The 15368-nt window shown below is 70.9% G+C and carries 10 protein-coding genes; 4 read left to right on the top strand and 6 right to left on the bottom strand.

What is annotated here, in order from left to right; genetic code table 11:
* Positions 1-77 precede the first annotated feature (77 nt).
* Together dnaJ and hrcA are read right to left on the bottom strand one after the other, a co-directional pair.
* Complete coding sequence (dnaJ, locus tag ABT170_RS08600) at positions 78-1217, bottom strand: molecular chaperone DnaJ (RefSeq protein WP_266930555.1); 1140 nt, start codon at positions 1215-1217, stop codon at positions 78-80.
* Complete coding sequence (gene hrcA, locus ABT170_RS08595; RefSeq protein WP_266930557.1) at positions 1218-2234, bottom strand: heat-inducible transcriptional repressor HrcA; 1017 nt, start codon at positions 2232-2234, stop codon at positions 1218-1220.
* Positions 2235-2398: 164 nt separating this feature from the next.
* Between hrcA and ABT170_RS08590 the strand changes: the two genes are divergently transcribed.
* From ABT170_RS08590 to ABT170_RS08580, 3 genes are all read left to right on the top strand, one after another.
* Positions 2399-3130, top strand: coding sequence for an MBL fold metallo-hydrolase (locus ABT170_RS08590; RefSeq protein WP_351865194.1), 732 nt, complete (start codon positions 2399-2401; stop codon positions 3128-3130).
* A gap of 41 nt (positions 3131-3171) precedes the next feature.
* Positions 3172-3990, top strand: a complete 819-nt coding sequence (locus ABT170_RS08585) for a DUF3097 domain-containing protein (protein WP_329943969.1) — start codon at positions 3172-3174, stop codon at positions 3988-3990.
* Positions 3991-4111: 121 nt separating this feature from the next.
* Positions 4112-7012 (top strand): type 1 periplasmic-binding domain-containing protein, encoded by a 2901-nt coding sequence (locus tag ABT170_RS08580; protein WP_351865191.1) that lies wholly within the window; start codon positions 4112-4114, stop codon positions 7010-7012.
* A gap of 100 nt (positions 7013-7112) precedes the next feature.
* Here the strand turns inward: ABT170_RS08580 and hemW are convergent, their stop codons facing one another.
* The 4 genes from hemW to lepA form a co-directional block, all read right to left on the bottom strand.
* Entirely contained in the window at positions 7113-8354 is a 1242-nt protein-coding gene (gene hemW / locus ABT170_RS08575) for a radical SAM family heme chaperone HemW (RefSeq protein WP_329943971.1), read from the bottom strand.
* Positions 8355-8533: 179 nt separating this feature from the next.
* Complete coding sequence (locus ABT170_RS08570; protein WP_351865187.1) at positions 8534-10477, bottom strand: SpoIIE family protein phosphatase; 1944 nt, start codon at positions 10475-10477, stop codon at positions 8534-8536.
* 257 nt (positions 10478-10734) lie between these two features.
* Entirely contained in the window at positions 10735-12624 is a 1890-nt protein-coding gene (locus ABT170_RS08565; protein WP_351865184.1) for an AMP-dependent synthetase/ligase, read from the bottom strand.
* Between the two features lie 350 nt (positions 12625-12974).
* Positions 12975-14849 (bottom strand): translation elongation factor 4, encoded by a 1875-nt coding sequence (gene lepA / locus ABT170_RS08560; protein WP_329943974.1) that lies wholly within the window; start codon positions 14847-14849, stop codon positions 12975-12977.
* Positions 14850-15064: 215 nt separating this feature from the next.
* Between lepA and rpsT the strand changes: the two genes are divergently transcribed.
* Positions 15065-15331 (top strand): 30S ribosomal protein S20, encoded by a 267-nt coding sequence (gene rpsT / locus ABT170_RS08555; RefSeq protein WP_030077886.1) that lies wholly within the window; start codon positions 15065-15067, stop codon positions 15329-15331.
* The last annotated feature ends 37 nt before the right edge of the window (positions 15332-15368 follow it).

The following is a 15368-nucleotide window of genomic DNA, read 5'->3' as shown; positions in this document are numbered from 1 at the left end:
GACCGGTATACCGCTGTACGCAGCACCGCCCGCCGGTACAGGACCGGCGGGCGGTGCGGTGACAGGGCAAGACCGGTTCAGCGGCCGTTGAAGGCGTCCTTCAGCCGGGAGAACAGCCCTTGTTGACCTGGCTGAAACTGGCCGGTGGGCCGCTCCTCGCCGCGCAGCTTCGCCAGTTCGCGCAGCAGTCGCTCCTGCTCCGGGTCCAGCTTGGACGGGGTCAGCACCTCGACGTGCACGATCAGATCGCCGCGACCGCCGCCGCGCAGGTGCGTGATGCCGCGCCCGTGCAGCGGAACCGACTGGCCGGACTGGGTGCCCGGCCTGATGTCGATCTCCTCCAGGCCGTCGAGCGTCTCCAGCGGCACCTTGGTGCCGAGCGAGGCCGCCGTCATGGGGATGGTGACCGTGCAGTGCAGATCGTCGCCGCGCCGCTGGAACACCGCGTGCGACAGCTCGTGGATCTCGACGTACAGATCACCGGCCGGGCCGCCGCCGGGGCCGACCTCGCCCTCGCCCGCGAGCTGGATACGGGTGCCGTTGTCCACACCCGCGGGGATCTTCACCGTGAGCGTGCGCCGGGAGCGGATGCGGCCGTCACCGGCGCACTCCGGGCACGGCGTCGGCACGACCGTACCGAAGCCCTGACACTGCGGGCAGGGCCGTGAGGTCATGACCTGGCCCAGGAAGGACCGGGTGACCTGGGACACCTCGCCGCGTCCTCGGCACATGTCACAGGTCTGCGCGGAGGTACCGGGGGCCGCGCCCTCGCCGCTGCACGTCGTACAGACGACCGCCGTGTCGACCTGGATGTCCTTGGTGGTGCCGAAGGCCGCCTCGGAGAGGTCGATCTCCAGCCGGATCATCGCGTCCTGGCCGCGCCGGGTGCGCGAACGGGGTCCGCGCTGCGAGGCCGTGCCGAAGAACGCGTCCATGATGTCGGAGAAGTTGCCGAAGCCACCGGCTCCGAAACCGCCCGCGCCACCCGCGCCGCCGGAGGCGGAGAGCGGGTCGCCGCCGAGGTCGTAGACCTGCTTCTTCTGCGGGTCCGACAACACCTCGTAAGCGGCGTTGATCTCCTTGAACCGCTCCTGGGTCTTCGGGTCCGGGTTGACATCCGGGTGCAGCTCGCGGGCGAGCCGCCGGAATGCCTTCTTGATCTCGTCCTGAGATGCGTCGCGGCGCACGCCGAGTACGGCGTAGTAGTCCGTGGCCACTTACGACTCCGCCAGGATCTGTCCGACGTAACGTGCCACTGCGCGTACCGCTCCCATCGTTCCGGGGTAGTCCATGCGGGTCGGTCCGACCACGCCGAGTTTGGCGACTGCCTCGTCGCCCGAACCGTAGCCGACCGCGACGACGGACGTGGAGTTGAGGCCCTCGTGGGCGTTCTCGTGCCCGATACGTACGGTCATGCCCGAGTCCGTTGCCTCACCGAGCAGCTTCAGCAGGACCACCTGTTCCTCCAGTGCTTCCAGCACCGGCCGGATCATCACAGGGAAGTCGTGCCCGAAGCGGGTGAGGTTGGAGGTGCCGCCGATCATCAGCCGCTCCTCCGTCTCCTCGACCAGCGTTTCGAGAAGGACGGAGAGCACCGTGGAGACGGTGGCCCGGTCCTCGCTGTCGAAGGATTCCGGCAGCTCCTGCACCAGCTGCGGGACGTCCGTGAAACGGCGTCCGACGACCCGGCTGTTGAGCCGGGCCCGCAGATCGGCGAGAGAGGTCTCGCCGAACGGCGCGGGGCAGTCGATCATACGCTGTTCGACCCGGCCGGTGTCGGTGATCAGCACCAGCATCAGCCGGGCGGGGGCCAGCGCGAGCAGCTCCACGTGCCGCACCGTCGAACGGGTCAGCGAGGGGTACTGCACCACGGCGACCTGCCGGGTCAGCTGCGCGAGCAGCCGCACGGTCCGGCCCACGACATCGTCGAGGTCGACCGCGCCGTCGAGGAAATTCTGAATGGCCCGGCGCTCCGGCGAGGAGAGCGGCTTGACGCCCGCGAGCCGGTCGACGAAGAGCCGGTAGCCCTTGTCCGTCGGGATGCGCCCCGCACTGGTGTGCGGCTGGGCGATGAAGCCCTCGTCCTCCAGCACCGCCATGTCGTTGCGGACGGTGGCCGGGGAGACCCCCAGCTTGTGCCGTTCCGTGAGCGCCTTGGAGCCGACGGGCTCCTCGGTGCCGACATAGTCCTGGACGATGGCGCGCAGCACTTCGAGTCTGCGTTCGCTGAGCATCGCGCACACCTCCAGCTGTCGTCTCCGGTGTCTGCCTGGCACTCTGTGCGTTCGAGTGCCAGCAATCCCCCCGGCCAGTGTACGGGGGCAGGGTGCCCCCCAGGCAAGGGCGACCGGCCACGCTACCCCGGGACCGCGCAGGTCGTTGCCGATAGCGTCGCCGCATGGACGTCTCTTGGGAAGAGTTCGGCTGGGAGCGGTTGGGCCGCGGAGTGGGCCGGCGGCGGCTCCCCGGGTGGGATGCGACGGTCGCGCTGGTGGCCGGAGCGGACGGCGCGCTGCTCTACGACACCGGGTCGACGCTGCGCGAGGGGGTGGAGCTGCGGAACCAGGCGGAGGGGCTGCTCGGGCGGAGAGTGACACATATCGCACTGAGTCACCCCCATTTCGATCATGTGCTGGGCACCGCGGTGTTCGCCGGGGCCGAGGTGTACGGATCGGCCGGCCTCGGCGCCCTCCTCGCGCGCGGGGCGGAGGAGCTGTGCGCCTCCGCCGTACGCCACGGAGTGCCCGAGGAGGAGGCCGCGCAGGCGGTGGACGTCCTGGTGGCCCCGCGCCACGAGGTGTGCGGGGAGCGGACGCTCGACCTCGGCGGCGGGCGGCAGGTCCTGCTGGCCGACGCCGGGCCGGGGCACACCGGCCACGATCTGGCGGTGCTGGTGCCCGGCGCGGGCGGGGAGCCGGCCGTGGTGCTCTGCGGTGATCTGGTCGAGGAGTCCGGCGAACCGCAGGCGGGCCGGGACGCGGTCACCTCCCGCTGGCCCGCCGCGCTGGACGGTCTGCTGGCGCTCGGCGGCGAGGACGCGCTGTACGTACCGGGGCACGGGGCGGTGGTGGACGCGGCGTTCGTACGGGCGCAGCGGGACCGGCTGGCGGAGCGCTTCGGCGTGTCGTGACGGACCCCGGGGACGGGCCCGGCCGGCCTTATCGTCGTGCCATGCGCAGCTACCAGCCGGACCTGACCCCGCCGTGGAAGAAGTCCGCCCCCGTCCCGGAGGTCCCCGCCGAGCCCGATCTGGTCGTGGAGGAGGTCTCCACCGGTTTCTGCGGTGCCGTGATCCGCTGCGAGAAGACGGCCCAGGGCCCCACGGTCACCCTGGAGGACCGCTTCGGCAAGCACCGGGTGTTCCCGATGGAGCCGCGCGGCTTCCTGCTGGAGGGCCGGGTGGTCACGCTCGTACGCCCGTCGGCGGCCGGTCCCGCCCGGCCCGCGCGTACGGCCTCCGGCTCGGTGGCGGTGCCGGGTGCGCGGGCGCGGGTGGCGCGGGCCGGGCGGATCTATGTGGAGGGCCGGCACGACGCGGAGCTGGTCGAGCGGGTGTGGGGCGACGACCTCCGGATCGAGGGCGTGGTGGTCGAGTATCTGGAGGGCATCGACGACCTCCCGGCGATCGTGCGCGCGTTCTCGCCGGGGCCCGATGCCCGGCTGGGGGTGCTGGTGGACCATCTGGTGCCGGGTTCCAAGGAGTCCCGGATCGCCGGTCAGGTGTCGGACGCCGATGTGCTGGTGGTGGGCCACCCGTACATCGACGTCTGGGAGGCGGTGAAGCCTTCCTCGGTGGGGATCCCCGGCTGGCCGGTGGTGCCGCGCGGGCAGGACTGGAAGACGGGTGTGTGCCGGTCGCTGGGCTGGCCGGAGAACACCGGTGCGGCCTGGCAGCACATCCTCTCCAAGGTGCACACCTATCGGGATCTAGAGCCACAACTCCTGGGCCGCGTAGAGGAATTGATCGATTTCGTCACCCTTCCGGCCTGACGCGCCGGGGCCGTTGACGAGGATCCGATACCGATCCCGGTGAACACCTGCGCCGCATGAGTACCGTCGGCTATTGAGGAGAGGAGAGGGGCACGGCGGGCGACGGGGAGGCACGGGGGCTATGACGCGCGAGGTCTGGCAGGGCAGTGCGGAGAACGAGGCGGCCTCCGCCGTCTTCCACCTGATGCAGCACCTGATCGACCAGTACAAGGTCAACCGGCCGGTGATGCCGCTGGTGGTCGCCCAGGCGGCCGACGCCGATGTCGGGCCCGAGACCGACGACCGGGTCGAGCAGATCGTGCGCCAGATCCACGAGGCCAACGCGTTGCGCAGGGTCCCCGTGCGGCTGCTCGACGGCGACTCCTCGAAGGCGTACGAGGCGGCGCTCGACATGGTGCGCACACTGACCGAGGAACCGTGGGAGACCCGGAAGAACTCGCAGTACAAGCCCTTCTCCTTCCCCCGCTCGCGCCTCCTCGGCGCCATCGAGCAGGCCACCGCGACAGTCATCTCCCAGCCCGGCGGCGGCTCGGCGCGCGGGCGCGAGGAGAGGATCCTGGAGCAGCTGGGCCAGCTGCGCTGGCGGACCGGCCGGCCGCGGAGCAGCGACCCGTGGTACTCCCTGCGGAACTCGGTCCGGCCGGAGACGTTCGCGGGCGCCGCCTTCATCGCGGCGCTCACCGGGGTGCTCGGCGAGATCAGCTGGCTGCTGACCGCCGTGGTGGCGGCCGCCTCGCTGCTCGGTCTGGCGGTCGTACGGCTGCTCAGCAACGCCGCCCCGCCGCTGCTGTGGCTGCGCCGGGCCAGCCGGTGGTTCGCGACCACGTCCTCGCTGGCCGCGTCCAGTACGGGGCACCCCTCGGACGGCTGGTCGCGCCTCTCGCCCAGCGGCTCCTGGCGGGTGATCCGGGCACGTGCGGCGGCGGTCGCCGAGCGGGTGGCCGACGCGCACCAGGACGACCACCCGGGCGTCGAGCACGCGCGCCAGTTCCATCTGGAGCTGCGGGTCCAGGCGCTGCTGGAGGACCTGCTGCACAACTACCGCCCGCACACCCTGGACTGGCGGCGCAGCAAGCGCACGGTCCCGCCGGTGGTGTTCCTGCCCAGGGCCACCCATGACAACGGCGGGATCCTGCTGATCAACGCGATCAACAACGTACGTTCACGGCGCAGCGAGGTGGACCCGCTGCTTCTGCTGGCCTCCCTGCCGGCCGCCCAGATCATGCGGCACACACCGCCGCTGCCCCCGGAGCAGCCCCCGGCGAACAGCGCCGCGGGTTCCGCGGCGGCGCGGGCCCGTTACGACCGCTGGGTCGACACACTGAGCCTGGGCCAGTCCCCCGTCGCCGCCGCGACGCTCGCCTGGGTGCTCCGGCTGCCGCTGTCCACGGCCAAGCTGACCCATGAGCACGCGCACGCGGAACTCGTCACCTGCCGGGTCGGCAGGACCTGGGCCTGGTGGCTGATGTCGCGGACGGCCGTCGTGTTCGTCCTCGTGGGCAGTCTGCTGGGGACCTTCCTGTGGAGCGTGCACTGGCAGAACGAGTACTGCCACGGACCGCTGACCGACCGCAACACGGACGCGATCTGGAGCGGGTCCGGTGACGACAGGGAGTGCGTCGGTGTGGCCACCTCCCCCGAGGTGCTCTTCGCCCGGGGCAACGACCTGGGGCTGAACGGGGTGGGCAAGGGCATCACCTTCGAGCGGATCGAGCGGGCGATCCGCGAGGAGAACGCCGACATCGAGCCGGGTGAGAACTTCGTGACCGCCGTCTACGCGGGTCCACTCACCGCCAGGAACGGCGACGAGAGCCTGACCCGCAAGGGACTTGAGGAGCTCACGGGTGTCTATCTCCTCCAGCACGCCATGAACAAGACGGTACGGGGGCCCGTCAAACTGCGGGTCCTCACGGCCAACGGCGGCCAGGACATGCTCCGCCAGATGACCGCGGTGAAGAAGATCGTCGAGGTGGCCGAGCGGGACCCGAGCGTCGTGGGCGTGGTCGGCTTCGGCCGCAACACCCAGGAGAGCGAAACCGCCACCGATCTGCTCAGGACCGCCGGGCTCGCGCTGGTCGACACCACCAATTCGAGCAGCGATCTGCCCCTCACCCACCCGAACTACTTCGGCCTCGCCGCGACCGACGAGGAACAGGCGTACGCGCTGGGCCTGGTCGCCCGGCAGATCGCCGACAGGCTCAGGAAGAAGAAGCTCACCCCGCACGCACTCGTCCTGTCCCGGGCACTGCGCAACGGCGACAAGGACAGGTACACGGCCGAACAGCGCGATGCCGGACGGAAGATGCTCAAGAAGGCCGGCTTCGACGTCGGCGACGACGTCACGTACAAGATCTCCGGCGGCGCCGGCCTCAACGGCCCGGTGACCAGCCTGTGCGAGCAGAAACCGGTACCGGACGCCCTGTACTTCGCCGGCCGCGTCGAGGACGTCCCGAACCTGATGAAGGAGCTCTCGGAGAACACGGGCTGCTCCGGCAAACCCATGACGGTGTTCACGGGGGACGACCTGACGAAGGGCACCTTCGAGGACAGCACGGCCATCGCCAGGAACGTCACGCTCTACCACAGCTCGCTGGCCCCGCTGGACAAGGGCGGCAACCCCGGGTTCTACCGCGATGCCCGCAGGTCGCTCGGCGCCCTGCACCCCGACAAGGAACTGAAGGCGCTGCCGACGGGCACGCCCGCGCACGACGACGAACTGTTCGCCAGCGGGCAGACCATCATGGCCTACAGCGCGACGGCCGCCCTGTACAACGCCGCCGCCCGCGGTGACACCCGCAGGAGTGCCGCGGAGACCTGGGCGACGCTGCACACGGTCGAACTCAACAACATGCCCACCGGGACGATCACCTTCAGCAGGGAGAAGGCCTCCGTCTCCGAGAACATGCACGGCCTCAACATCATCAAGGTGGTCCGCCCCGGGCCGGAGGCCGTGCGGACCGTGCTGTGCGGCAAACCGGCGGGGATACCGACGGCCCTGACGGCGAAGGACTGCAAGCCGTAGGGGCCCGCGCGGCTTCCGGGCTTCCGGGCTTCCGGGGCGGACTGTGGGGCCGTGTGAGCGGGGCGTGGGGCCGTGGGAGCCGTGAGGGGCCGTGGGGGCCTCAGTCCACCAGGTCCCGCACCACCGCGTCGGCGAGCAGCCGTCCGCGCAGGGTGAGGACCGCGCGCCCCTCCTCGTACGGGCCGGTCTCCAGCAGCCCGTCCGTGAGCGCCCGGCGCGACGCGGCGAGGCCGTCCGGCCTGAGCAGCGACAGCGGGCAGCCCTCGCGCAGCCGCAGTTCCAGCAGGATCCGCTCGACCCGGCGGTCCTCGTCGGCGAGGATCTCGCGCCCGGCCCCGGGTGAGCGGCCCTCGGCCAGGGCCTGTGCGTACGCCCCCGGGTGCTTCACGTTCCACCAGCGCACGCCGCCCACGTGGCTGTGCGCGCCCGGCCCGGCACCCCACCAGTCGGCGCCGCGCCAGTACAGCTCGTTGTGCAGGCAGCGGCCTTCGGGCGTCCGGGCCCAGTTGGACACCTCGTACCAGGAGAAGCCCGCGGCGGCCATCGCCTCGTCCGCGATCAGGTACCGGTCGGCGTGCGCGTCGTCGTCGGTCATCGGGATCTCGCCGCGCCGGATGCGCCGGGCGAGCTGGGTGCCCTCCTCGACGATCAGGGCATAGGCCGACACATGGTCGGGGCCCGCGCCGATGGCCGCGTCCAGGGAGGCCCGCCAGTCGTCGTCGGACTCGCCGGGCGTGCCGTAGATCAGGTCGAGATTGACGTGGTCGAAGCCCGCCGCCCGAGCCTCGGCCACACAGGCTTCGGGGCGCCCGGGGGTGTGTGTACGGTCCAGGATCTTCAGGACGTGCTGCCGGGCGCTCTGCATGCCGAAGGAGACCCGGTTGAAGCCGCCCTCCCGCAGCTCGGCCAGATAGGCGGGGCCGACGGACTCCGGGTTGGCCTCGGTGGTGATCTCGGCGTCGTCCGCGAGTCCGAACTCGTCACGGATCGCCGCCAGCATCCGTACGAGATCGGCGGCGGGCAGCAGCGTGGGGGTGCCGCCGCCGACGAACACGGTCCGGACCGGCCGGGGGTCCTCGCCCAGGACCTTGCGGGCCTGGCGGACCTCCTCGATCAGGTGCGTGGCGTAGTTGTCGCGGGAGGCCAGGGCTCCACCGGAGCCGCGCAGCTCGGTGGCGGTGTAGGTGTTGAAATCGCAGTAGCCGCAGCGGGTGGCGCAGTAGGGCACATGCAGGTAGAAGCCGAGCGGGCGGCCGGCGGCGCCTTCCAGGGCGTGGCGGGGCAGCGCCCCGTCGTCGGGCACGGGCTCACCATCGGGCAGTACGGAAGGCATACCGTCCATTGTCACTCGCCGCCGGACCGCCCCCGACCGGCCGACCCGTCCGGCCGCCGTCCGGTGCGGGGCCGACAGACCAAGGGGCCGGGGGCCGGGGGTCAAAGGGTGCGGGCCGAGGGTCGGGGGACAGGGGTCGGGGGTGCGGGCCGGTGGTCGGGGGTGCGGGCCGGGGCCCCCGGCCGTCCTCAGTCGGCCCGGAGCACCATCAGGGCCACGTCGTCGTCCGGCGGCAGCTCGGCGAACTCGTGGACGGCCCGTTTGATCCGGTCCGCGATGGTCTCCGCGGGCAGCCCCGCGCAGCCGGACAGCACCCGGGCGAGCCCGTCCCCGTCGTCGAACAGGAGCCGCCCCGAGCGCCGCTCGGTCACCCCGTCGGTGACGCAGAGCAGCGCGTCACCGGGCGCCAGATCGAAGCTCTGGCTCTCGTACGCCACGTCCTCGACGACGCCGAGCAGCACCTGGGGATCGGCGGCGGGGCGCACGGAGCCGTCGGGACGCAGCAGCAGGGGCAGCGGGTGGCCCGCGCTGGCCACGGTGCAGCGCACCCCGCCGTCCGGGAGCGGGACGATCTCCCCGTACAGCAGGGAGAGGAACCGGGACTGGGAGCCGTCCTGGAGCTGCTGCCCGCCGGCCGCCGCGACCATCAGGGCCGCGGCCTCGGCGGCCTCCATGGCGTCGTCGAGGAGCAGCCGGTTGAGCCGGTCCAGGACCTCGCCGACGCCGAAGCCCTCCCGGGACAGGAGCCGCAGCCACGGGCGGGCGAGCCCGGTGACGACCGCGGCCTCGGGGCCGCTCCCCTGGACATCGCCGAGGACGAAGCACCAGCGGTCCCCGGGGCACGGGAAGATGTCGTAGAAGTCGCCCCCGACCACACCGTCGTCGCTCGGCTCGTAGACCAGTGCGCTGGTGACTCCGGGGATCTCGGCGACCTTGCTGGGCAGCAGGCCGCGCTGGAGGATGCGGCTGATGGTGGCCTGCCGGGTGTAGGCGCGGGCGGCGCCGACGGCGAGGCCGAGGCGGCGTACGAAGTCCTCGATCAGCGCGACCGCCTCGTCGGGCACCCGGGAGACGCCTTCCCGGCCGACGAGTACGGCGCCCAGCGAACGGCCGCCCGTGGTGATCCGGAACGCGAGGGCGGCCCCGTCCCGGGCGCCGGGCTCCGTGGCCGGCTCCCCCGCGAAGGCGCCGTCGCCGGTGGGCCACGGCACGGACACGGGTCCGGAACCGGCGCTGCCGGGCAGCCGGAGGGGCTCCTTCTCCAGCACCGTCCGCAAGGACTCGGTGCCGGTCTCGTCGCAGTGCCAGACGCGGGCGAGCCGGGGTGCCGCGGCAGGCCCCGCGCCCTCGCTCTCCAGCCAGATCGCGCACCAGTCGGCGAGCCTGGGCACCAGCAGCTGACCCGCTATGGCCGCCACGAGGTCCTCGTCGAGCTGGCCCGCCAGCAGGTCGGACGCCTCGGCGAGGAAGGAGAGCGCGCCCCGGCTGTCCCAGCCCGCGTCGTCGCGATCGGCGCGCCCCGCGGCGGGGGCGAGGATCTCGGCGGCCCGCAGACCGCGCAGCAGGGTGTCCTCCTCGGACGGGAGGGGCGGGGCGGTCCAGCCGTCGACGGGAAGGCGGGCCCAGACGGTCTTGCGGCCGGTGCGGTAGGTGATGCCCCAGGCTTCGGCGAGCGTGGCGACGAGTTGCAGTCCGCGGCCGTACTCGGCGGGGTCCGGCCGCTCGGTGGGTGAAGGACCGGCCGCGGTCCCGGACGGCTCCCCGCTCACCGCGCGGGCCGGGTGGTGGTCGGTGACCTCCAGCAGCAGGGCCGCGGGCTCCTCGTCGCCCGCCTCCTCCAGACGCAGGACCAGGTCGACGGTCGTGCCCGCGTGCACGACCGCGTTGGTGACCAGCTCGTTGGCGACGGTCACCGCGTCGTCGGCCAGCCGGTCGGTGAAGCCCGCGGCGGCGGGCACCCCGGTCCCGGTCCACTCGGCGAGCGCGGCGCGCACGAACTTGCGCGCCGCGGACGGGGCGAGAGGTATTCCGGGCAGGCTCGTGCAACTGACCAGGCGAGGGTCGTCGAAATGGCCGGCACCGGTGGTGCCGGGACGGTGAACGATGTCCCGCTGCAAGGGAATGGGCCCCACGGTGCGGCTCCTACCGGTCTGACGAAACGCCGCCGACAACAACGACAGCGTGACAGACCGAGCGCGTACATAAGCACCGAGTTACCGAAGTGGGCAGAAATTCGAGCACGTGCGAACGTAATGCGACACAAAGAGGAACGTCGCGGACCGGACGGACGGCAGACCCGTGCACAGTCTGCCGTTCCCGCCCGCACCGCCGTCATCCCCCGCCACACGCGTACCGCCGCACGGCCACCCCGCGCCGTGCGGCGCGGGCGTCACGCTTCGCGCGAGCCCGCGTACATCTCCTCGATGAGCGGCTTGTACGCGCGCTCGACGACCGGCCGCTTCAGCTTGAGGCTGGGGGTCAGTTCGCCGTGCTCGACATCGAGGTCGCGCGGCAGCAGACGGAACTTCTTGATGGTCTGCCAGCGCTGAAGGCCCTCGTTGAGGCGCTTCACATAGCCCTCGATGAGCTCGACCGTCGCGGGTGCCGCCACCACCTCGGCGTACGACTTGCCCTCCATGCCGTTCTCGGCGGCCCAGCCCAGGATGGTGGGCCCGTCGAGGGCGATGAGCGCGGAACAGAAGTTACGGTCCGCGCCGTGCACCAGGATGTTGGAGACGAACGGGCACACCGCCTTGAACTGGCCCTCGACCTCCGCCGGGGCGACGTACTTGCCGCCGGACGTCTTGATGAGGTCCTTCTTGCGGTCGGTGATCCGCAGATAGCCGTCCACGGACAGCTCACCGATGTCGCCGGTGTGCAGCCAGCCGTCCGACTCCAGGACCTCGGCGGTCTTCTCGGGCTGCTGGTGGTAGCCCTGCATGACGCCGGGACCGCGCAGCAGGACCTCGCCGTCGTCCGCGATCCTCACCTCGGTGCCGGGAAGCGGCTTGCCGACGGTGCCGGTGCGGTAGGCCTCGCCCGGGTTGCAGAAGGATGCGGCGCTGGTCTCCGTCAGACCGTAGCCCTCCAGGATGTGGACCCCGGCCCCGGCGAAGAAGTAGCCGATGTCGGGGGCGAGCGCCGCCGAACCGGAGATACAGGCGCGCAGCCGGCCGCCGAAGGCATCACGGATCTTGGCGAAGACGAGCGCGTCGGCGACCTTGTGCTTGGCGCCGAGCGCGAAGGGGACGGACGCCTTGCCGGTGCGCCGGAAGTTGTCCTGGGAGACCTTCGCGTACTCCCGGGCGACGCCCGCCGCCCACAGGAAGATCTTGTACTTGGCTCCGCCACCGGCCCGCGCCTTGGAGGCGACCCCGTTGTAGACCTTCTCGAAGATCCGGGGGACGGCGGCCATATAGGTCGGCTGGACGACCGGCAGATTCTCGATGATCTTGTCGATCCGGCCGTCGATCGCGGTCACGTGACCGACCTCGATCTGGCCGGAGGTGAGGACCTTGCCGAAGACGTGCGCGAGGGGCAGCCAGAGGTACTGCACGTCGTCCGCGGTGATGAGACCGGTCGCCACGGTGGCCTTGGCCATGTACGACCAGTTGTCGTGCGGAAGCCGTACGCCCTTGGGACGGCCCGTGGTGCCCGAGGTGTAGATCAAGGTGGCCAGCTGGTCGGCCGTGATGGCGGAGACCCGCTCGGTGATCGCGTCCGGGTGCTTCGCCAGGTGCTCGGCGCCCCGGGCCTCCAGCTCGGCGAGAGTGAGGATCCAGCCCTCCGGGTCGTCCTCGGCGGGCTCGACGCCCTCCGGGTCGATGACCACGACGTGGCCGAGGCCCGGGAGATCGGCGCGGGCCTCACGGGCCTTCGCCAGCTGCGCGGCGTCCTCCGCGATCAGGACCCGGCTGGAGGAGTCCGCCAGGATGAACGCGGACTCCTCGGTGTTGGTGGAAGGGTAGATCGTGGTGGTCGCACCGCCCGCGCACATCACACCGAGGTCGATGAGGACCCACTCCACCCGGGTGGAGGAGGCGAGCGCGATGCGCTGCTCCGGCTGCACCCCGAGCGCGATCAGCCCGGCGGCGATCGCGTAGACCCGCTCGGCGGCCTGCCCCCAGCTCAGCGACTTCCACTCGTCGCGCCCCCCGCCCGAGGCCGCGGGCACCGGGTAGCGGTACGCCTCCCCGTCCGGGGTGGCCGCCACGCGGTCGATGAAGAGAGTCGCCACAGAGGGCGGTCGGTTATCGATCAAGGTCTGTGTGTCGCTCACGACGCGTCCTCCGGGCCTGCGGCATTGCTTCGACCGGCTTCTTGGTATGCGGCTGCTGCTTCTGCTTCTTCTTCTGGCTGCGGTTCCTGCTTCTCGTCCTGCGCGTGCTGCTGACTCCCGTGCGCCGTCCGCGCCGGCGCACCGGCTCGGGCGTCCCGTCCGGCTCGGGGGTCCCGTCCGGACACGCTTGTTTAACTGGCGAGTAACCAACGAGTCGTGATCAGGGTAAGGCGCGCGGGACCGCCGCGTAAGAGGCAATGGGCCGCCGCTTCATAACGAACGGGCCCCCGTGCCGCAGGGTTCTGCGGCACGGGGGCCCGTTGGGCTACTCATCGGTACGAACCGGGGGGCTACTTCTTGCCCTTGGCCTCGCCGGCCGACTCGTCCGTCGAGAGCACGGAGATGAAGGCGTCCTGCGGGACCTCCACATTGCCGACCATCTTCATCCGCTTCTTGCCCTCCTTCTGCTTCTCCAGCAGCTTCCGCTTACGGGAGATGTCACCGCCGTAACACTTGGCGAGGACGTCCTTGCGGATGGCGCGGACGGTCTCACGGGCGATGACCCGGGAGCCGATGGCCGCCTGGATCGGCACCTCGAAGTTCTGCCGCGGGATGAGCTTCTGCAGCTTGGCGACGAGCCGCACGCCGTACGCGTACGCCTTGTCCTTGTGCGTGACCGCGGAGAACGCGTCGACCTTGTCGCCGTGCAGCAGGATGTCGACCTTGACGAGCTGGGCCGACTGCTCGCCGGTGGGCTCGTAGTCGAGCGAGGCGTAACCGCGGGTCTTGGACTTCAGCTGGTCGAAGAAGTCGAAGACGATCTCGGCGAGCGGCAGGGTGTAGCGGATCTCGACCCGGTCCTCGGACAGGTAGTCCATGCCGAGCAGGGTGCCGCGCCGGTTCTGGCACAGCTCCATGATCGCGCCGATGAACTCGCTGGGGGCCAGGACCGTGGCGCGCACGACGGGCTCGTGCACCTTGTCGATCTTGCCCTCGGGGAACTCGCTCGGGTTGGTGACGATGTGCTCGGCGCCGTCCTCCATCTCGACGCGGTAGACCACGTTCGGGGCGGTGGCGATGAGGTCGAGACCGAACTCGCGCTCCAGCCGCTCACGGACCACGTCGAGGTGGAGCAGCCCGAGGAAGCCGACGCGGAAGCCGAAGCCGAGCGCCGCGGAGGTCTCCGGCTCGTACACCAGGGCGGCGTCGTTGAGCTGGAGCTTGTCCAGCGCCTCGCGCAGGTCCGGATAGTCCGAGCCGTCCAGCGGGTACAGCCCCGAGAACACCATCGGCTTGGGGTCCTTGTAGCCGCCGAGCGCCTCGGTCGCACCGTTGCTGAGGGAGGTGATCGTGTCACCGACCTTGGACTGCCGGACGTCCTTCACACCGGTGATGATGTAGCCCACCTCACCCACGCCGATGCCGTCGGCCGGGGTCATCTCCGGGGAGGAGACACCGATCTCCAGCAGCTCGTGGGTGGCGCCCGTGGACATCATCCGGATGCGCTCGCGCTTGTTGAGCTGGCCGTCGACGACACGGACGTAGGTCACGACACCGCGGTACGAGTCGTAGACCGAGTCGAAGATCATCGCGCGGGCGGGGGCGTCGGCCTTGCCGACCGGGGCGGGCACGTCCCGGACCACGCGGTCGAGCAGGGCGTCCACCCCGACGCCGGTCTTCGCCGAGACCTTGAGGACGTCCTCCGGCTGGCAGCCGATGAGGTTCGCCAGTTCCTCGGAGAACTTCTCGGGCTGCGCGGCGGGCAGGTCGATCTTGTTGAGCACCGGAACGATGGTGAGGTCGTTCTCCATCGCCAGATAGAGGTTGGCGAGCGTCTGGGCCTCGATGCCCTGCGCCGCGTCGACCAGCAGGACGGTGCCCTCGCAGGCGGCGAGCGAGCGGGAGACCTCGTAGGTGAAGTCCACGTGGCCCGGGGTGTCGATCATGTTGAGGACATGGGTGCTGCCCTTGCCCTCCGCGGTGGTCGGCGCCCAGGGCAGACGGACCGCCTGGGACTTGATGGTGATTCCGCGCTCGCGCTCGATGTCCATCCGGTCGAGGTACTGAGCGCGCATCTGCCGCTGGTCGACCACACCCGTCAGCTGAAGCATCCGGTCGGCAAGGGTCGACTTGCCGTGGTCGATGTGCGCGATGATGCAGAAGTTGCGGATCAGCGCCGGGTCGGTACGGCTCGGCTCGGGCACGTGGAGAGGAGTCGCGGGCACGCAGGGTCCTGATTCTTGAGACGCCGAACGCCGTGTCTCGGGTCGATGTCGGGTCGGTCGGATCAATACGTAGCTTCCATCGTCCCATGGTTGCGGGGCAGGGAGCGGTTTGGGCCGGTCATAGGGTGGCTGGTACCGTTGACAGCTGTGCCTCGTGGCTCTCACGAGCGGCGTGGCGCACATCGAAGATCCAACGAACCTGAAAAGGCTCTTTCGTGGCGAACATCAAGTCCCAGATCAAGCGGAACAAGACCAACGAGAAGGCGCGCCTGCGCAACAAGGCCGTCAAGTCGTCGCTCAAGACCGCGATCCGCAAGGCCCGTGAGGCCGCCGCTGCCGGTGACGTCGAGAAGGCCACCACGGCCGTCCGCGACGCCTCCCGTCAGCTCGACAAGGCTGTCTCGAAGGGTGTCATCCACAAGAACGCCGCCGCCAACAAGAAGTCGGCGCTGGCCTCCAAGGTTGCCGCTCTCCAGGCCTGAGCTTTCTGATGTGAACGCCGGTACGGACCCAGCGGGC

Source organism: Streptomyces sp. NPDC001787, from assembly GCF_040297465.1.
Classification (GTDB): Bacteria; Actinomycetota; Actinomycetes; order Streptomycetales; family Streptomycetaceae; genus Streptomyces.
This window is presented reverse-complemented; position numbering and strand designations above follow the sequence as displayed.

Excerpts from the sequence above, each read along its gene's own strand:
- hemW (WP_329943971.1), bottom strand. The coding sequence starts at position 8,354 with ATGGACGGTATGCCTTCCGTACTGCCCGATGGTGAGCCCGTGCCCGAC.
- ABT170_RS08585 (WP_329943969.1), top strand. The coding sequence starts at position 3,172 with ATGCGCAGCTACCAGCCGGACCTGACCCCGCCGTGGAAGAAGTCCGCC.
- hrcA (WP_266930557.1), bottom strand. The coding sequence starts at position 2,234 with ATGCTCAGCGAACGCAGACTCGAAGTGCTGCGCGCCATCGTCCAGGAC.
- ABT170_RS08590 (WP_351865194.1), top strand. The coding sequence starts at position 2,399 with ATGGACGTCTCTTGGGAAGAGTTCGGCTGGGAGCGGTTGGGCCGCGGA.
- ABT170_RS08580 (WP_351865191.1), top strand. The coding sequence starts at position 4,112 with ATGACGCGCGAGGTCTGGCAGGGCAGTGCGGAGAACGAGGCGGCCTCC.